The organism is Hydrogenophaga sp. FW305-3-2-15-A-LB1 (genome assembly GCF_058787875.1).
Map to the genome: position 1 here is coordinate 1 of NZ_JBYTAE010000059.1, position 18,338 is coordinate 18,338.

General features: G+C 68.7%; 15 protein-coding genes. 7 read left to right on the forward strand and 8 right to left on the reverse strand.

All coding sequences use genetic code 11. The features are described 5' to 3' along the window. Positions 1-236: 236 nt before the first annotated feature. Entirely contained in the window at positions 237-881 is a 645-nt protein-coding gene (locus AC3WPZ_RS18110; protein ID WP_492440829.1) for an NAD(P)-dependent oxidoreductase, read from the reverse strand. A gap of 101 nt (positions 882-982) precedes the next feature. On the opposite strand from AC3WPZ_RS18110, the gene AC3WPZ_RS18115 reads away from it, so the two are divergent. Next, positions 983-1,900, forward strand: a complete 918-nt coding sequence (locus tag AC3WPZ_RS18115; RefSeq protein WP_492440831.1) for a LysR family transcriptional regulator — start codon at positions 983-985, stop codon at positions 1,898-1,900. 7 nt (positions 1,901-1,907) lie between these two features. Here the strand turns inward: AC3WPZ_RS18115 and AC3WPZ_RS18120 are convergent, their stop codons facing one another. From AC3WPZ_RS18120 to AC3WPZ_RS18140, 5 genes are all read right to left on the reverse strand, one after another. Next, positions 1,908-2,330 (reverse strand): hypothetical protein, encoded by a 423-nt coding sequence (locus tag AC3WPZ_RS18120; RefSeq protein ID WP_444687824.1) that lies wholly within the window; start codon positions 2,328-2,330, stop codon positions 1,908-1,910. A gap of 135 nt (positions 2,331-2,465) precedes the next feature. Beyond that, entirely contained in the window at positions 2,466-5,972 is a 3,507-nt protein-coding gene (locus AC3WPZ_RS18125; RefSeq protein WP_492440833.1) for a hypothetical protein, read from the reverse strand. 132 nt (positions 5,973-6,104) lie between these two features. Beyond that, positions 6,105-7,010, reverse strand: coding sequence for a DMT family transporter (locus AC3WPZ_RS18130; RefSeq protein ID WP_444687826.1), 906 nt, complete (start codon positions 7,008-7,010; stop codon positions 6,105-6,107). A 57-nt stretch (positions 7,011-7,067) separates the two neighbouring features. Beyond that, entirely contained in the window at positions 7,068-7,496 is a 429-nt protein-coding gene (locus AC3WPZ_RS18135) for a MarR family winged helix-turn-helix transcriptional regulator (protein WP_382322696.1), read from the reverse strand. A 5-nt stretch (positions 7,497-7,501) separates the two neighbouring features. After that, positions 7,502-8,023: a flavin reductase family protein gene (locus tag AC3WPZ_RS18140; protein ID WP_382322697.1), complete on the reverse strand. Its 522-nt coding sequence runs from the start codon at positions 8,021-8,023 to the stop codon at positions 7,502-7,504. 86 nt (positions 8,024-8,109) lie between these two features. Between AC3WPZ_RS18140 and AC3WPZ_RS18145 the strand changes: the two genes are divergently transcribed. Genes AC3WPZ_RS18145 through AC3WPZ_RS18165 form a run of 5 tightly spaced genes read left to right on the forward strand, consistent with a single transcriptional unit; the run spans position 8,110 to position 13,432 of the window. Next, entirely contained in the window at positions 8,110-9,162 is a 1,053-nt protein-coding gene (locus AC3WPZ_RS18145; protein WP_492440836.1) for a 2,5-dihydroxypyridine 5,6-dioxygenase NicX family protein, read from the forward strand. Continuing rightward, positions 9,159-9,953 carry an alpha/beta fold hydrolase gene (locus tag AC3WPZ_RS18150; protein WP_382322698.1) on the forward strand — a complete coding sequence of 265 codons (795 nt, stop codon included), beginning with the start codon at positions 9,159-9,161 and terminating at the stop codon, positions 9,951-9,953. Before AC3WPZ_RS18145 ends, AC3WPZ_RS18150 begins: the two co-directional genes overlap by 4 nt. Before the next feature lie 22 nt (positions 9,954-9,975). Beyond that, positions 9,976-11,217, forward strand: a complete 1,242-nt coding sequence (locus tag AC3WPZ_RS18155; protein ID WP_444687829.1) for a serine hydrolase domain-containing protein — start codon at positions 9,976-9,978, stop codon at positions 11,215-11,217. A gap of 35 nt (positions 11,218-11,252) precedes the next feature. Beyond that, positions 11,253-12,509, forward strand: coding sequence for an acyl-CoA dehydrogenase family protein (locus AC3WPZ_RS18160; protein WP_444687830.1), 1,257 nt, complete (start codon positions 11,253-11,255; stop codon positions 12,507-12,509). A 41-nt stretch (positions 12,510-12,550) separates the two neighbouring features. Beyond that, positions 12,551-13,432, forward strand: coding sequence for a M14 family murein peptide amidase A (locus tag AC3WPZ_RS18165; protein ID WP_382163472.1), 882 nt, complete (start codon positions 12,551-12,553; stop codon positions 13,430-13,432). Between the two features lie 4 nt (positions 13,433-13,436). Here the strand turns inward: AC3WPZ_RS18165 and AC3WPZ_RS18170 are convergent, their stop codons facing one another. Beyond that, a complete protein-coding gene (locus AC3WPZ_RS18170) occupies positions 13,437-14,384 on the reverse strand; it encodes a LysR family transcriptional regulator (RefSeq protein WP_382322702.1) in 948 nt (315 codons plus the stop codon). Positions 14,385-14,486: 102 nt separating this feature from the next. Here AC3WPZ_RS18170 and AC3WPZ_RS18175 point away from each other — a divergent pair, with 102 nt between their 5' ends. Further along, complete coding sequence (locus AC3WPZ_RS18175; RefSeq protein ID WP_492440839.1) at positions 14,487-15,653, forward strand: mandelate racemase/muconate lactonizing enzyme family protein; 1,167 nt, start codon at positions 14,487-14,489, stop codon at positions 15,651-15,653. 398 nt (positions 15,654-16,051) lie between these two features. Here AC3WPZ_RS18175 and AC3WPZ_RS18180 read toward each other — a convergent pair whose 3' ends face one another. After that, on the reverse strand, positions 16,052-18,334 hold the full coding sequence (locus AC3WPZ_RS18180; protein WP_492440841.1) for a hemagglutinin repeat-containing protein: 2,283 nt from the start codon (positions 18,332-18,334) through the stop codon (positions 16,052-16,054). Positions 18,335-18,338 lie beyond the last annotated feature (4 nt).

The following is an 18,338-nucleotide window of genomic DNA, read 5'->3' on the forward strand; positions in this document are numbered from 1 at the left end:
TCCTCCTTTACCCCGCTGCGCAGAGCGCCCGGCACTCGCGAGCCGCAGCGCAGCGTGGGGTGCGGTGGGGGAGGTGTTCGACCGTCCGCGTGCCACAGAGGGGGAGGTCACCGGGTGTCCGGCGCAGCGGCGTAAAGGAGGAGGGGCGGCGAAGCCGCCCCGGGGGACAGCCGCGGAGCCGGGCACCCGGTGGCCTCCCCCGTTCGCGCCGGAAACCAAGAAAGGCGCGTGAACCCTCAGTTCGCCACCGTGAAGCGCTGGCGGGTGTGTTTCGGGTTTTCGATCTCGTCCACGATCGCCACCGCCAGATCGGCCACCGAAATGCCCGACGGCTGATCGCCCGAACCCGGCAACGGCCGGTCGCCGCCCGTGCGGTATTGGCCGGTGCGTTCGCCCGGTGCGAGGAGGATCGGGGGCGAGAGGAAAGTCCAGGCCAGCGCGGTCTCGCTGCGCAACCGCGTGAGCAGGTCGCGCGCGGCCAGTGCACCTTGTTTCCATTCGGCCGGGAACTCGGGCGTGTCCACCAGCTGCTGGCCAGGCGCCACTTCCAGGCTGCCGGCACCGCCGACCGCCAGCACCCGCTGCACGCCGGCCTGCTTCGCACCGGCGAGGATGCCGTCGTAACCCAGGCCGAACAGGCGGTAGATCTCAGGCTCGCTCCAGCCCGGGTTGTAGGCGCTCACGATGGCGCCGTGGCCGGCCACGGCCCGGGCCACCTGCGCGGCGTCGGTCACGTCGGTCTTCACCACCTGCAGCCGGGGCTGGGCGGCCAGCTTGTCGGGGTGGCGGGCGAGGGCGGTCACGCTGTGGCCGCGCGAAAGCAGTTCGGTGAGCACGGCGCTGCCGACGAAACCGGTGGCACCGATGAGGGCGATCTTCATGACGGGACTCCTGAAAAGGTTGGGATGGATCTAGTGTCCTGGCTACACGAAAAGCGCGGTAGGCGGCAAAATCCGCTTTCTTCTTGTAGAAAATCTAATCAATGAGCAGCGAAACCACCGCCTGGACCGACAAGCTCAAACGCATGGCGCTGTTCGCGGAGATCGTGGACAGCGGCTCGCTGAGCGCCGCCGCTCGCCGCCTGGGCAGCACACCCTCGGCCGTGAGCCAGCAGCTGCGCCTGCTCGAAGAGGCCCTGGGACTGGTGCTGCTGCACCGCTCCACCCGCCGCCTCACGCTCACCGAGGCCGGTGAGCGTTATTACCCCGCCTGCGCCGCCATGGTCGCCCAGGCCCGCAGTGCCGACCAGGCGCTGGAGCGCCTGCGCGACGAACCCGAGGGCGAGCTGCGCCTGGCCGCGCCGATCGGCTTCGGCGAGCTGCTGGCCAGCGCGCTCGAACCGCTGCGCCGCCACCCCCGGCTGCGGCTGCACCTGCTGCTGGACGACACGCCCATCGACCTCATCGGCGAGCGGGTGGACCTTGCGCTGCGCATAGGCCGCTTCACCGATTCTTCCCTGGTCGCGCGCCGCCTGGGGGAACTCCAGCGCCAGCTCTGCGCCGCGCCGCGTTACCTGGCCGAACGCGGCTGGCCGCGCCACCCAGGCGAACTCGCCGGGCACGACTGGCTGGGCCTGCCGCCGCGCGGCACGGCGGTGGACACGCTGAGCTTCCAGGGCCCGCAAGGCGAGCGCGAAGAGGTGCGCGTCGAAGCGCGCCTGCTGGCCTCGCAGGTGACCGCGCTGCAGGCCATGGCGCTGGCGGGATGGGGTCTGTACGTGGGCATGGCCGACGACGTGCGCCAGGCCCAGGCCGAAGGTCGGCTTGCGCCCGTGCTGCCGGACTGGCGGCTGGAGCCGGCGGCGGTGTTTGCGGTCACGCCCCGGCGCGGCGAACAACCGGCCAAGGTGCGCCATGCGCTGCAGGCCCTGCAGCAGCACTTCGCGGCCCGGCCGGGCTGAGCGCCTCTTACAGCGCGGCGAGCTTCGCCATGCCCCAGGCGACCACGCCCACCTGCACCAGGTTGAGCAGGATGCCCGCCATGTGCAGGCGCCGGAAACTCGGGATGGCGGAGGCGTCTCCGCCCGCGATCCGTTCCCGCAGCGCGTCCATGCGCGGGACGACCCAGCGGCGCACCGCGAAGACAAAGGCCGCCACACCGCCCATGGCCAGCCCCACCGCGACGCGGCCCACCGCCAGCTGGCCCAGGCCCCCGAGGCTGGCGGCGACCACCACCACCGAGTAGTAGTAGTTGAACAAGCCCCGGACGAAACGCGCGTCCTGCGGCGTGTCGTGTTTCAGGATGAGCAGTGGCGGCGACGCAAAGGTGAAGAACACCATGGGAAAGATCAGCGCGACCAGCGACAGCAGCACGACAGCCTTGGACAGCATGGGGTTCTCCTTGCCGCGGTGGTCTCGGCTGGGGCGCCGCGGGCCATGGGGGCCGGCTGATGCTCATCCGCCAAACTGACGGATGACTTACATCGCACGGCCACCTGTCCGCTGCGGTGCTTGCCGCCACGGGCCTCAGAGCGGTGCGTCGCTGGAAGGGGTCTTCGTGCTGTGGGTGAGGCCCATGTGGATCCCGCTGCCGGCATGGGACCACAGCCGCTTCGCCAGTTCTTTCGAGTGCCGTTGGGCCGCCCGGTCCTTCAGGGCCGACAGCGCCATCAACAGGTCGAGGGGCCCTTTTTGGGCGGCCTCCTTCAGCCCCTCCTGCCAGTCGCTCGGCAGCGGCACGCCACGGGACCTGAAGTGGACTTGAATCCACTGGCGGGCTTTCTCCGTGTCTCGGTGGATGGCCTGGCGCAGGGCGGCCACACCCATGCGGCTCAAGGCCTGAAGCGACTTCACAAGGCCCTTGTACGAGCCTGCCGCGATCTCTGGATGGAGCGCCCGCATTTTCTGCAGTTCGGCGGCGCCCGCGATCTTTTGCGACCGCAGGAACTTGGCCGACCAGAAGGGATTGCCCGTGGCGTGGCCCCTTTTCAGCTGGTCGAGCTCGGTCTGGATCGCCTGGATGTTCTTGGCGCGGGCGGTCTTGTTGGGCCACGCCAGCGCGGCGCGGTAGAAATCGAGCCGGTTCGGGTCCAGCGGGTGGCCCAGCCTCGGTGTCGACGTCGCCACGCCGTGATGTTGGGCGAGCTTCTCCAGGCGAAAGAACGCCTGCAGATGGGTGACGCAGCCGGATGCGTCGGGCGCGGCTTCCGCGCGCTCCCTGGCGGTGTGCAGCTGCGCCTCGAGGCAGGCCAGGGCGGTCTTGCGCTGGCGAGGGTCGCGGCTCTGGAGCGCCTTCTCCAAGGCCCCAGGGGCGCTGTACAGCGCGGCCTGGTGCGTGGGGTCCGCCGACGCCAGCGACAACTTCCCAAGCGAGGTGGAGGACAGGTTCAAAGGGGAGAGGGGGCTGCCCAGGCAACGCTCGAACAGGTACCGGATGAACGCGCCTTCATCGTTCAGGCGGTAGCCCTTAAAACCGAACACACCACCGCCTTCGCCGGCACCGATCGTCCAGGTGTCCAGTTTCTGCCCCGACAGTTGTCGGGCCATCGCCAGCGCGTGCTGGACGTCCGGGTCCTCCACGGAGCGGCCCGCCGTTTCGCAGCGCAGGCGGAGCTCGCGCAAGGCCGCGAGGCGGCAGAGGGCCTCGGGAAAGCCGCCACCCGTGGGGTAGGCATGCAGTGAGGCTACCACCTTGGACAGGGTCTGGCCCCGCAGTTTTTCGGACACGGACAGGAATTGCTGCAGCAACCGCAGCACGGCATCCACGTTGCGTGCATCCATGTCGTGGAGGGAGGTGATGCCCAGCGCGGCATAGAACGCCTCGCCTTCTGAAGGCATGCCCTCGACGGTGGCTTCCACGAGCGCCTGCACGTGCGGCACGAGCTGGCGTTTGCCGGCCGCATCGCTGGCCTGGCAGATGGACATGAACGACGCCAGCGTGTCGGTCTGCAAGGGCGCGGTCCGAGCGTGCCCTTGCAGGACGGTCAGAAAGCCGCCCGCGTCCCGCGGCGAGATGCCGTAGCCGTTCTGAAGGACCTGCTGGTACTTGACGTTGGCGAAATCGTGGTCGTCGCGCAGGCATATTTCGATGTTGCGCCACTGGCCGCCGGCGATCCAGCCGGCGACGGTGGCGCGCGCCTGCGCCTCCTGTTTCGCCTCGTGGCGGCGGGTCTGCAGCAGGTCCCAGGCGTCTTGCGGCGTGTTCATCACCTCGTGGGTGTGCACACACAGGCGGCGCAGGAAGGGCTGGAAGCCCTCATCGTTCCAGTGCCGGTGGATGAGCCGCGGGGTCAGGGACGATTGGCGAAGGTCCCCCATGCCGGAGCCCGGCGCGAGGTGCCGGGTCCAGCGCGGTTGGACCGGCTCGGCCGGGCGGGCGATGTCCGTCGGCGCGTGGCCGAGGGCCTGCCACCGGTCCAGGGCCATCAGCTGGTCCCAGGCGGAAACGTCCGAACGCGCATGGAAGCGCCGCAGCGCCTCGGCCTCCGACGGGGAGCTGGCCTGCGAGCCCAGCTGCACGATGAGCCGGGTGAGCGGCTCGCGGTCGCCATGGATGGCCGCGTCGATCACCGAGGGCGAGAGGCCGAGGGCGATCAGCATCTGCCGGGTGCGGTGTTGTGTGGTTGGCGCCAGAAGCCGATCGACCAGGCTGCGCGCGATGGCCTGGATCGGGCGACCCTGGTCAGGGTCGGCCAGGCCCGGCATCGCGCCGGTCTTGCGGTCGTGGTGGGCCGCCACCGCGCGGCAGGCCTTGTCGTGGCGCTTCTGCTCAGCGGCCCTGACCTTGGCGCGAATGCCGTACCACAGCATGTAGCCGCCCGCGAGGAGGATGCCCACCAGGCCGGGGATGCCCATGGTGGCGGCGCCGAACAAGGCGCCGCCGCCCAGCGCGGTCAGCGCTGTGGCTGCCACGGCACCCCCCAGGCTGGTGCCGCCGTAGATGCCGCGGATCCAGCCGTGCAGGTCCAGCAGGTTGGCGTCCAGCCGTTTCAACTCCCGCCATTGGTGGCGGTGCTCCATCAGCTCCAGCAACTCGGGGCAATCCGCGCCGTGGGCTTCGAAGACGTTCTTGTCGAACCGCTCGGCCAACAGCAGCGTCTTGCGCTCGCGGCGGGCATCCATGCCCTCGCAGACGGCCTGCAGGATGTGGAGGACGCCCGTCACCATGTTCATGGAACCGGAGAGGTAGGGCAGGGCGACGGCGATGTCCTTGGCCGCGCCGGTCAGCGGCCCGCTGGTCGACAGGCCGCTGACCACGGCCGACGGGACGGTCTTGAGCAGGGAGAGCGAGCCGAAACCGACGTCGCGCACCCCGGCCAGCAGGCAGCGGGGGATGAGATGGCCCGGCTCCAGGCACTGCTTGAACGTCGCCGCGTGGGTGTCCGCCAGCGCCCGCAGTCTGGCCTGAGCTTCCTTGAGCAATGACAGGTCGCGCGGGTTCTGCGCGCCTGGAGGCCGTCGCAGGAACTCCGCCTCCAGGCCTGCCAGGGCCTGGAGGCCGGACGCCGCGCTCAGGTAGACGCGGCAGGCTTCCAGTTCCTGCTCGCGGCCCGCCAGCGCGCCGCGGATGCCGTCCCAGGTGATCTTGGTGTCGCCCGCCTGTCCCAGGCCGACGACCATCGCCGGCAGGTTGTGCAGCCCCGAATTCGGGTGCTCGGCGCCCGTCTGGAAATCGATGCCCGTCCCGAAGCCCGCGCCGACGGTGGCGTACAGCAGGACGCACCACACGGGGTAATAGTGTTGGGCGGAAACGAGGGGGTCGAGGTCGTCCTTCAGGGGGGTGAAGGCCACGCTCTGGAGGATGTCGGCCACCCGCTGCTGGACGTCGAGGGAGGGCCCCTCGGCCTGCAAAAAGGACGGCCGCAAGAGCTCGAGGGGAATCTGGCTGGCCTCCCAGGCGGAGTCGGAGGGCGACGATCCGTTGGCCGGGGAGTGGGCGTCTTCGATGAGCGTCCTCTCATCGGAGTCCACCGTCTGGTCGCCGAAGGGCAGAGGGAATGAATAGACCGGCAAGCAGGCGCTGATGGTGCTCAAAATGTCCTCCCTGTTTCAGTTTCGTGGGTGAAAGAACTGAAACAGGGAAGTGATCCGAATCTCTTGGGGGGTTCGGTCTGGCCACCTCGGGATTTCCCAGGGGAGGCGCCCCGGGCCGCCGAAAGGCCTCGTTCAGCCGCGCCGGCTCACCAGCACGATGCCCAGCGCCACGCCCACCAGCGCCACCACCAGCTGTGGCGTGAGCGGCTCGTTGAGCAGCACCACGCCGAACACCAGCGCGAACACCGGGGTGAGAAAGGTGAAGGTCGACATCTGCGTGGCGGGGTAGTGCCGCAGCAGCCACATCCAGGTGAGGTAGCTCGCGAAGGCGCCGACCACGGTCTGGATGCCCAGCGAACCCCAGGCGCGCGCCGAGTAGTCGAGCGACCACACCTCGCCCAGCGCGAGCGAGATGAAAGGCGCGACCACCGCCGTCACCGCCACCTGGTAGAACAGGGTTTTCTCCGCGCTCGCGCCCGAGAGCTTCGTGGCGCGGATGGTGAGCGTGGTCAGGCCCCAGAGCGTGCCGGCGGCCAGCGCCATCGCGTCGCCCAGCCACGCACCGGCCACCGGCGAGCCGTGCATGAAACCTTCGCTGAAGGCCAGCGCCACGGCGGCGAAGGCGATCACCAGGCCCACCCACTGGATGCGCCGCAGCCGCTCACCCGGCACCACGCGCGGCAGCAGCAGGGCCACCACGAAGGGGCTGGTGTAGAGGAACACCGTGAGGCGCGAGGCGCTGGTGTGCAGCAGCCCGAGGTAGATGAAGGCGAACTCGCCGGCGAACAGCGAACCCGCGAGCAGGCCGGCCTTGAGCGTGCCGTCGCGCGCGAACAGCGGCACACCGCGCGCCTGGCACCAGGCCCAGATGAGCACGGCCGCGCCCCAGAAGCGCAGCGAGGCCTGCCACAGCGGTGGCACCTCGGCCACGGTGTCCTTGATCAGGATCTGCTGGAAACCCCAGAAGGCGCAGCACACCACGAGCAGGGTGATGGCGAGGGAGTCGAGGTGGGTCTTGCGGTCGGCCGGTGAAGTCATGCCGGCGATTGTCGGCGCGCGCCGATGTCCCGGCTGTCGCGTGGGCTTCGTGCGGGGTCAGCCGGGCTGCGCGAGCCGGCGCAGCTGGTCCTTGAGCCGGCGCACCTCGGCCGCGCTCAGGGTGCCGAGCACCGCCGCCTCGTGCTCGCGCGCCTGCGCGATCAGCGGCGTCACCTTTTTCTGGCCGGCGGGGGTGATGTTAACCAGCGTGCGGCGCTGGTCGGCCGGGTCGTCGCGCAGCGCCACCCAGCCCTGGGCGGCCAGGCGCTGCACGAGCTTGGTCACGGTGGGTTGCTGGCTCAACACCTCGAACGCCAGCTGGCCCACCGGCATGGGTGGACGGCCGGTGAGCGTGGCCAGCACGCGCCATTCGATGCTGCTCAGGCCGGCGTCGCGCACCACGGCGTCGAAGTCCTTGAACAGCGCATGGTTGGCCTGCCCGAGCAGGTAGCCCAGGTAGTCGTCCGTGAAGCGCTCCGCCGTCATCGCCTTCAGAGCGGGTGCTCGGTGTAGAAGCGACCGCCGTGGAACAGCAGCGGCGAGGCCTCGGGCCGATGCCGGCAGCGCTCCACCTCGCCCACGAAGATCACGTGGTCGCCTTCGGCGTACTGGCTGCGGTTGAAGCACTCGAAGCTCGCGGCGGCGCCGTCGAGCAGCGGCGCGCCGCTGGCCCCGCTGGTGAAACCCACGCCGGCCCAGCGGTCGGTGTCGCGCGCGGCAAAGCGCTCGGCCAGCGACTGCTGGTCGGCCGCGAGCACGTTGATCGCGTAGTGCCGGCCATTGGAGAACGCGGCCATGGAGCCCGCCACGCGCGCCAGGCTCCAGAGCACCAGCGGCGGCGACAGCGAGACCGAGTTGAAGGAGTTGGCCGTCAGGCCCACGAGATCGCCGCTGTCGGTGCGCGCGGTCACGATGGTTACCCCGGTGGCGAACATGCCCAGCGAGGCGCGGAACTCGTGCGCCGAAAAGTCAGGGGGCCGGGCCTGGTGGCCGGCGGAGCGGGCTGGGGACATGGTTGGAATTTATATGAAAATTCATGAATAATGGCAACGCCGGCTGCAAGACCCTGACGCGGTCCGGCCCAAGACAAGGAAAGCCCATGCTGCAGGAGCGGACCGAACCCGCCTGGATCGATGCCTTCGAAACCGTGCTGCGCCGCTGCGCGGTGCAAACCGGCGATACGGTGGCCATTCTCGGCGAAAGCCAGAGCCGGCCCGTGCTGATGGAACTGGCGCGGCTCGCGGCGGCCCGCCTGGGGGCGCGCAGCTTCACGCTCACGCTGCCCTCGGTGTTCAGCACCGGCGAGCCGGTCTCGCGCTCCACCGGCGCCAGCCCAGCCCTGCAGCAACTGGCGCCGGTGATCTCCGCGCTGTCGGGTTGCACGCTGGTGGTGGACTGCACGGTCGAGGGCCTGATGCACGCGCCCGAGCTGCCCGCCATCCTGAAAGGCAATGGCTTCACCCAGCCGCGCGTCGTCTACGTGAGCAACGAACACCCCGAGGCGCTGGTGCGGCTGCTGCCCGACGACGCGACTGAGGCGCGCGTGAAAGACCACGTGAAACGGGTGCGCGGCGCCCAGGCCTTGCGCGTGAGCTCCGCCGCCGGCACCGACCTCACCATCTCGCTGCAGGGGGCGGTGGTGGGTGGCAACTGGGGCAGCACCACACGCGCCGGCACGCTCACGCACTGGCCCGGTGGCATGGTGCTGGCCTTTCCGGCGGCCGGCAGCGTCCACGGCACGCTGGTGCTGGCCGAGGGTGACGTGAACCTCACCTTCAAGCGCTACATCGAGCGCGCCATCACAATGACCATCGAGAACGACCACGTGACGCGCATCGACGGCAGCGGTGTGGACGCCGAGCTGCTGCGCAGCCACTACGCGGCGTGGAACGAGAAGGAAGCCTACGCGGTGAGCCATGTCGGATACGGCCTCAACGAAGCCGCGCGCTGGGACAGCATGGCGCTCTACGACAAGCGCGATTTCAACGGCACCGAATTGCGCGCCTTCGCGGGCAACTTCCTCTACAGCACCGGCGCCAACGAAGTGGCCGGGCGCCACACGCGCGGTCACTTCGATTTCCCCCTGCGCGGCTGCACGGTGGCGCTGGATGGCCGTGTGGTGGTCGACGCCGGCCGGGTGGTGGCCGCATGATCCCGCGCTTCACGACCCTGGGCAGCGGCCCCACCGTGCTGATGCTGCACGGCATCGGCGGCGGCCACGTCGCGTTCGCGCCGCAGGTGGAAACGCTGGCCGCCGCGGGTTACCGCGCGGTGGCCTGGGACATGCCGGGCTACGGCCACAGCGCGCCCATCGAGCCCTACACCTTCAAGGGCCTGGCGCAGAGCTGCATCGACCTGATCGACGCGCTGCAATGCGAGCACGTGGTGCTGCTGGGCCACAGCATGGGCGGCATGGTGGCGCAGGAGGTGGTGGCGCGCCGGCCCGAGCGCGTGAGCCGGCTGGTGCTCTGCGGCACCTCGGCCGCCTTCGGCAAGCGCACCGACGGCCGCAGCGCCGACGCCTGGGCGCAGCAGTTCATCGCCCAGCGCACCGCGCCGCTGGACGCGGGCCAGAGCATGGCCGAGGTGGCGCAGCGGCTGGTGCCGCAGATGGTCGGCCCCGGCTCCCTGCCCGAAGGCCTGCGCCTGGCCGAGCACTGCATGGCCGGCGTGCCCGCCGCCACCTACCGCCGCGCGCTGGATTGCCTGGTCACCTTCGACCGCCAGGCCGCGCTGGGCGACATTCGCGTGCCCACGCTGCTGATCGGCGGCGAGTTCGACCGCGTCGCCGCGCCCGCGGTGATGAAGCAGATGGCCGAGGCCATTCCCGACGCGCGCTACGCCGAACTCAAAGGCATCGGCCACCTGATGAACCTGGAGGCGCCCGACGACTTCGACGCGCTGCTGCTCGACTTCCTGGCGCAGACGCGCGCGCTGCACTGAGCGGCACTTTCCAAGGCGGTCCATGCGGCGAATCCACCTTGCTCTGGCCACCGCTCTGGTGCTGGCCGCGCTGGGGGCCGGGGCCGAGCCCGACGAGGCGCTGCTGGGCAAGGCCCAGGGGTATCCGGTGGGCAACGCCACCACCTGGGGCAACAACCCCTACCGCGTCGGGTCCTGGTCGGCGCTGGACCGTGTGCCGGGCGTGCACGTGGCCCGGGTGGCGCCGGCATCGCACGCGCGGCCGCTGCCCGCCATGGCCGCGCCGCCCGCCGTGCACTACCGCCACCGCGAGCACAGCTACTCGCTGGACGACTACCTGGAGCACCAGCGCGCCACCGGCCTGCTCATCCTCAAGGACGGGCAGATCGTGGCGGAGCGCTACCGCTACGGCCGCGAACCCGGCGCGCGCTTCCTGTCCTTCTCCATGGCCAAGAGCGTGACCTCGCTGCTGGTGGGCATCGCCCAGGCCAAGGGCCTCATCGCCTCGCTCGACGACCCGGCGGAGAAATACGCGCCCGCGCTGGCGGGCACGCCCTACGGCGCCACGCACCTGCGGCACCTGCTCACCATGACCTCGGGCCTGCAGTTCAGCGAGCGCTACGACGGCAACGACGACGTGACGCGCCTGGCCGTGGCCTTCATGCAGTCGCCCCGCGGAGCCATGGAGGTGTTGCAGACCATCACGCAGCGCAACGCGCCGCCCGGCGAGCATTTCGCCTACGCCAGCGGCGAAACCGAGGTGCTGGGCTATGTGTTGCGCGGCGCCACCGGCCAAGGCCTGGCCGCGCTGACCCAGGCCTGGCTGTGGCAGCCCATGGGTGCCGAGCACGAGGCGTTCTGGCGCACCGGCGGCGACGGACAGGAAGGCGCCTTCGCCTTCTTCAACGCCTCGCTGCGCGACTGGGGCCGCCTGGGCGTGCTGCTGGCCGACAACGGCCGCGTGGGTGAGCACCAGGTGGTGCCGCGCGATTACCTGATGGACGCCACCGACGAGTACCGACAGAGCCACGCGCTGCGGCCCGGCCGCAGCATCCCCTATTACGGCTACGGCTACCAGTTCTGGCTGCTGCCCTTCAAGGAGCGCACCTTCCTCATGCGCGGCGTGCACGGGCAGCACCTGTTCGTGCAACCCGCCAGCGGCCTCGTGATGGTCGTCACCTCGGCCTGGGAGCACCCCGGCGGTGGCGGGGACGACAACGCCCGGACTGAGACCGACGCGCTCTGGCGCGGCGTGCTGGCCTCGCTCGGCGGGCGCATCGACTGACCTTTCTTTCCCCCTCGTTTTCAAGGGACACACCCATGGACGCCTTCCCCTCCCTGAGCTTCACCCCCGCCGTGGGCGACCTGCCCTTCACCCCGCTGCAGCGCGAGCTGCTCCAGCGCGCCCACACGCTCGGCCGCGACCGCTTCGCCGCGCGCGCGCCGCAATGGGACCGCGAGGCCAGCTTCCCGTTCGCCAACTACGACGACCTGCGCGAGGCCGGCTTCCTCCGGCTCTGCGTGCCCACCGCACACGGCGGCCTGGGCGCCGACTACGCCACCTACATGATGGTGGCCGCCGAGATCGGCCGCTTCTGCGGTGCCACCGCGCTCACCTGGAACATGCACATCTGCAGCACCATGTGGACCGGCGTGCTGGCCGACGGCATCGCCATGACCGAGGCGCAGCGCGCCGAACACCTGGCGCGGCGCGAGCTGCACTTCCAGCGCATCGTGAACGAGGGCGCGGTGTATGCGCAGCCCTTCAGCGAAGGCAGCGCCGCCGCCGCCGGCCGCGCGCCCTTCGGCACCACCGCGAAGAAGGTCGAGGGCGGCTGGCTGGTCAACGGCCGCAAGATCTTCGCCAGCCTCTCGGGCGCGGCCGACTACTACGGCATCCTCTGCACCGAAGACAAGGGCGACGACCACCCCGACGCGCGCGACACGCTCTACATCAGCGTGCCCGCCACCAGCGCGGGCTTCTCCATCAGCGGCGAATGGGACCCGCTGGGCATGCGCGGCACCGTCAGCCGCAACCTCGCGTTCAAGGACGTGTTCGTGAGCGACGCCGAACAGCTCATGCCGCGCGGCATCTACTTCAAGGGGGCGCAGACCTGGCCCGCCATGTTCTTCACGCTCTCGCCCACCTACCTGGGCATCGCCACCGCGGCCTACGACTTCACGGTGAAGTACCTGCGCGGCGAGGTCGAGGGCGAGCCGCCGGTGAAGCGCCGCCAGTACCCCACCAAACAGATCGCGGTGGCGCAGATGCGCATCCAGCTCGAAAGCATGAAGAGCCTCTTCCAACGCGCCATCACCGAGGCCAAGCCCAACCCCACGAAGGACGAGAAGCTGCGCCTGTACGCCGCCCACTACAGCGTGATGGAAGGCGCCAACGACATCGCGCGCCTGGCCATCCGCACCTGCGGTGGTCAGAGCATGATGAAACACCTGCCGCTGGAGCGCCTGTACCGCGACAGCCGCTGCGGCGCGCTCATGCTGCCCTGGACCGCCGAACTCATCCTCGACCGCATGGGGCGCGAGACGCTGTACGAGGCCGGCGAGCGCGACGAATGAACTGGGAACGAATGGCGGGGCCGGGCTCCTAGAATGCCGGGATGTTCCAAGCCCGCCGGTTCCCTTCCGTTCTGCCGCTGTGCCTGGCGCTGCTGGGCCTGTTGACCACCCCCGCCCAGGCGGCGCCGGCCCACCCCTGCGAGGCCCTGGTCGCGCGCCTGCCCAACCTCAAGCGGGCGCTGTGCGACGCGGCCGAACTCAAGGCCACGCCCGGCCGCTCGGTGCAGGGCCGCACGATCTACGCGCGCGACGTGAGCGCGCCCGACGCGAAGCTGCGCGTGCTGGTGGTGGGCGCGATGCACGGCGACGAACTCTCGTCCGCCGCCGTGGCCCTGCACTGGATCCAGCACGCCGTGCAGATGCCGGCCAACGCGCACTGGCGCTTCATCCCCGCGCTCAACCCCGACGGCCTGCTGGCCCGCCCCGCGCGGCGCACCAACGCCAACGGCGTGGACCTCAACCGCAACTTCCCCACGCCCAACTGGCAACGCGAAGCCAAGGTGTACTGGGAGCAGCGCACCCGCAAGGACCCGCGCCGCTGGCCGGGCTCGAGCCCGCTGTCCGAGCCCGAATCGCGCTTCCTGCACGACGAGATGGCGCGCTTCCAGCCCCACCTCATCGTCAGCATCCACGCGCCCTATGGCGTGCTCGACTTCGACGGCCCGGGCGTGCCGCCGCCCAAGCTCGGGCGCCTGTACCTCGATCAGGTCGGCATCTTCCCCGGCAGCCTGGGCAACTACGGTGGCGTGCACCAGGGCATGCCGGTGGTCACGGTCGAACTGCCCAGCGCGCTGCGCACGCCGCTGGACGCCGAGATGCGCCAGATGTGGATGGACATGCAGCGCTGGATGGGCGAGCGCCTGCGCCCCGAGGACGCCGCCCCGATCGTGCTGCCGGTGAAGACCGCCCGCAAGACCGGCTGAAGGGTCAGGGCGCGGGAGTGGCCGCGTTGCCGCGCACCAGCGACCACAGCGCTTCGGCCGACTCGGTCATCTCCATCGGCTGGCGGTACAGGCGGATCTGCATCGCCAGCGCCCATTCCTCCCCACCGGCGACCACGAGCTGACCGCCCGCGAGCTCGGCCGCCACCAGGCTGCGTGGCAGCCACGCGATGCCCCGGCCTTCCAGCGCCATCGCCTTGAGCACCACCGCGTGGTGCGCGGCGAACACCGTGTGGTGGGGCACCTCACCACCGAGCAGCGGGCGCAGGCAGGCCTGCAGCATGCGGCCCAGGCCCGACGAGGCGTGGTACGCGAGGATGGGCAGGGGCTCCTGCGCGGGCGTGGGTTCGCCCAGGCGGAAGGCGGGCGTGCCATCGGGCCGCGCGGCCGCGACGGGCAGCAGCGTCTCTTCACCGATGGGGTGCATGGGGTGGCCCGAAGCCTCCAGCCGGCCCGGCACCTCGGGATGCCCATAACAGAGCAGGAACTGCACACTGCGCTGCAGCATCAGGTCTTCGCAGGCCTCCAGGTTGTTGGAATGCATCTGCACCGTGCGCGGGCCCAGTGTCTGCTCCACGCGCGAAAACCACGATGGAAAAAATGCCAGCGAGAGCAGGTGCGTGGCCGCGAAACGCAGGCCGGCGGCGGCCTCGTCGTGCGCCGCGCGCGCCAGGCTGCGCGCCGACTCCAGCCGGCCCAGCAGGTCTTCGAGCAGCGGTTTGAAACGCTGACCGGCCGGCGTGAGCACGGCGGGGTGCGCGCTGCGGTCGAACAGCGGCACGCCCGCCCACTCTTCGAGCGACTTGATGTGGCGGCTGAACGCCGGCTGTGCGATGTGGCGCGCCTGCGCCGCGCGCGAGAAATTGCCGCTCTCGGCCAGCGCGAGGAAATCCTCCAGCCAGTCGAGGTCAAGGGGTCGGTTGCCGGGGCCCATGGGCGAAGAGATAGTTGTATGCGATTCAGGTATTGGACGCTGCGCGGCCCGCCGGGAATGATGCCACCCATTCCTTCCTTCTCCACCCCTATCAGCCGCACCATGAAAATCGTCGACATCGCCGAATCCACCCGCCCCATCAAGTCGGACATCCGCAACGCCTACATCGACTTCTCCAAGATGACCTTGAGCCTGGTGGCCGTGGTCACCGACGTGATCCGCGACGGCAAACCCGTGATCGGCTACGGCTTCAACTCCAACGGCCGCTACGGCCAGGGCGGCCTGATCCGCGACCGCTTCCGCCCGCGCGTGCTCGAAGCCGACCCGGCCAGCCTGCTCGACGCCACCGGCGACAACCTCGACCCGCACAAGGTCTGGGCGCAGATGATGATCAACGAAAAACCCGGTGGCCACGGCGAACGCTCGGTGGCCGTGGGCACCATCGACATGGCCGTGTGGGACGCCGTCGCCAAGATCGCCAACCAGCCGCTGTACCAGCTGCTCGCCGAGCGCCACGGCACTGGCACGCCCAACCCGCGCGTGTTCGTCTACGCGGCGGGCGGCTACTACCACCCCGGCAAGGGTCTCGATGGTTTGCGCAAGGAGATGGAAAGTTACCTGGAGCGCGGCTACTCGGTGGTGAAGATGAAGATCGGCGGTGCTTCGCTTGCCGACGACTGCGAGCGCATCGAATCCGTGCTCAAGATCCTCGGCCCTGGCCAGCAGCTCGCGGTGGACGCCAACGGCCGCTTCGACCTGAAGACCGCCATCGACTACGGCAAGGCGATGTCGCAGTACCCGCTGTTCTGGTACGAAGAAGCCGGCGACCCGCTGGACTACGAACTGCAGGCCGAACTCGGCAAGGTGTATGCCGGCCCCATGGCCACGGGCGAAAACCTGTTCTCCATGCAAGATGCGCGCAACCTCATCCGCCACGGCGGCATGCGCCTGGACCGCGACTGGCTGCAGTTCGACTGCGCGCTGAGCTACGGCCTGGTGGAGTACCTGCGCACGCTGGAGATGCTCAAGCAACACGGCTGGTCACCCAACCGTTGCATCCCCCACGGCGGCCACCAGATGTCGCTCGCCATCGCGGCCGGCCTGGGCCTGGGTGGCAACGAGAGCTACCCGGATCTGTTCCAGCCGTATGGCGGCTTCCCCGATGGGGTGAAGGTGGAGCAGGGTTATGTGAGCTTGCCCCCGCTGCCGGGGATCGGGTTTGAGGGCAAGTCGGATCTCATTTCGGAGATGCGGGCGCTGGCAAGTTGAGCCCGTCTGCCATCGGAGCGAATGGCATGGGCACTCGCCTTCTCTTGCGCACGATGACGGGAGCGGGTTGTGGCTGGGGTTGCTGAAAGCCTGAAGACGGGCGATGGTCGTTCTGCGCGCTCTCTGCCTTGCGAAGGGCCGTGCGCACCTTGGCGGCATTCTCTGCGCCGCGAGCAGGCTCACCGTTTCTCTGAGTCGTCAGATTGAGGGGAGGTGTCCTGTTCGAAGCTTTTTTTGCCTTCCTCCAACCCATACGTTTGTGAATGGAGAGAGCCCCACGGATTCTGTAGCGGCAAGCTCCTATTAATCGATCGAATTATCAGATTGAGAATCGGACTTAGGTGATTCATAACTCTTTTTTGCTTTGCGCCATCCAAGAGGATCATGTGTAAAAGCTCTTAGATCCAGTGTTGCCGATTTTGAAGGCCCTCTTTAAATAGCGCCCTTAGCTCGCGATCCTCAAGCATTCCGGATGCCAATGAGGTGAGTGGTCCAACTGCTGAGGCAACTGTGCCTGAAGCACCAAGCGGGTTTGCGACTACTACAACTGTGGAGGCCTTGCCGATATCGTCAAGTATCTTTTTATCAAGGGCCATCACGTATGCCCGAGTCTCAGGGTCACTCATATCCAAGTTCTGCCCCCCACGCACGCACTCGGCAGTAGCACAAGGGAAGTACTTGGGCGTGTAGGTCTCATAACCGTCGATGGGATTGCCCACATCCACGCGCACGGTGTAGCGTCCCTTGTCGTCCAGAGGCAGGCCCGTCAAACGATCACGGCTCGGGTCCAGCGCATCCGGGTTGGTCTGAGGTTTGATCGGCGTTCTCACGATCAAGCCGGTGATGGCCGGATCGGCCAGTCCCTGGTTGATCCACGCTTGGTTCTTCTGCTCCACATCGGCATAGAACAACTGCTGCGCCCCTCCAGGTTGCCCACTGGTTCCGGGCAGCGTGAGAGTGCCGTTCTTTTGTTGATAGTCGATCTTGAGCTCCTGCAGGAACGCATCGGCTGCTTCGAAGTAAGGCACTTCAAAACCCCAGTTGCTGTCCACCGCGTTTTGAGCCGTGTTGGTGAGCATGGCTTGCGCGGCTTCTATTTGCTCACTCGTGGGTTGATTGGTGCCGTAGAGCCTTTGGGCGAATCGGCGCGCGTTCTCCTTGATGAGTTTGGCTTCCGTGGGGTGCAACTGCCGGTTGTTGGCATCCACAGTTGCGGCGCTGGCCGCGCCATAGGCACCACCCACGGCAGCCCCCATGCCCGCCGCCGTGAGCGTGGCGATGCCTTGGGCGATGCCCTTGGCAACACCGTCGCCCAGCCCGGCTTCTTCCAGGCTCTCTTGAAGGTTGTCCTGCATGGCCTGAAGCAGGTTGGCACTGGCACCGCTGACGGCGGCCCCTGCGGCACCGCTCCATCCTCCACCGAGCGCACCCACGGCCGTGTGCAGCGCCACGCGGTACGCACCGCCTTCCTTCCATTTGTCGATCTCAGCCTGGAGCTCTTCTTTCTTGGCCGGGTCAGTTTCATCCTGCAGTTGCTGCGTCAGCGCCCGCCCCCGCGCGGCGGCGTAGCTGGCCACCGCTTTGGGGGCCTCCCGGCTGAAGGCCTCAGTGATCCTGGCCTGGGCCTCAATCTCCTTCTGCACCCGCTCCTTCTCGAAGATGCGCGCGATGCCGGCTTCTGCATCCGTGCTTCGGATGGCCTTGTCACCGGCGATGCCCGAGATGCCCGCCGTGGTGACGCTGCTGGCGTGCCCCGAGTCGCTTCCCACACCGACCCCGACACCGCTGATACCCTTGTTCTTGCCGTCGGTGCCACCGCCGGCGCCCACGCTGGTGCTGCTGGCGCTGTAGTCGGCCTTGTTCTGGATGTCGGTGGTGGTCAGTTCTCCACCCGTGCTGAAGCTGTTCCGGTCTTCTTCCACCGCGCTCTGGTTGCTCGCAATCGCTCCGCCGATGAGTTCGGTGTCGCCCTGCACGTTCACCCGGAAGCCACCATCACCCGCCTTGAAGCCGCTTTGCTCGGCCACGCTGGCGAAGTCGCTGTTGACCTTGCTCTTGCTCGCACTGAAGCTCCCGCTGGCCCCCGCGCCGACCGTCACGCTGGCGCTCACGCTGCTGTGCTGGCTGTCGTAGGTGCTGGTGTCCTGCAGGCTTTCGATCTTGAGGTTGCCACCGATGTCCGCCTGAATCGTGTCGGCTTTGACGAGCGCGCCTTGCAAGGTGGTGTCACCCCCGCTGGTGATGTTGACCTTGGGGTTGCTGGAGTTGACTTCGTTCAGGATCACACGAGCGGGCGTGCTGATCCAGGGATTTCCAGAAACGAATCCGCCGATCTGCGTCTGCACGCTGGTTCGACTGTTGTTGAGGATCGCTCCCCGGCCGTCTATATCGAATTGGCTGTACGAGTTGCGCGAGACGCCGGCCGCGCTGGGCGTCTGGATGTTGACCTGGGGCAGGCCGTTGGCGGTCTGAAGGATGGTCGGGCGCTGGTTGCCGGGGGCCGAAGGGTCGGCCACCACCTGGGCCTGCGCAGGGGCAAGAAGCATCAGCAGCAGAGCTGCGAACGCCAGGGCAGGCGTCGGTGGCGACGAAGGGCTTCCGTGGGAGCTGGCGGTCTCGCACACGGCCATGTGCTGGCCGCGTGCGGCGTTGAAGACGATGCGGTGACGGTTCTTGTTCATGAAA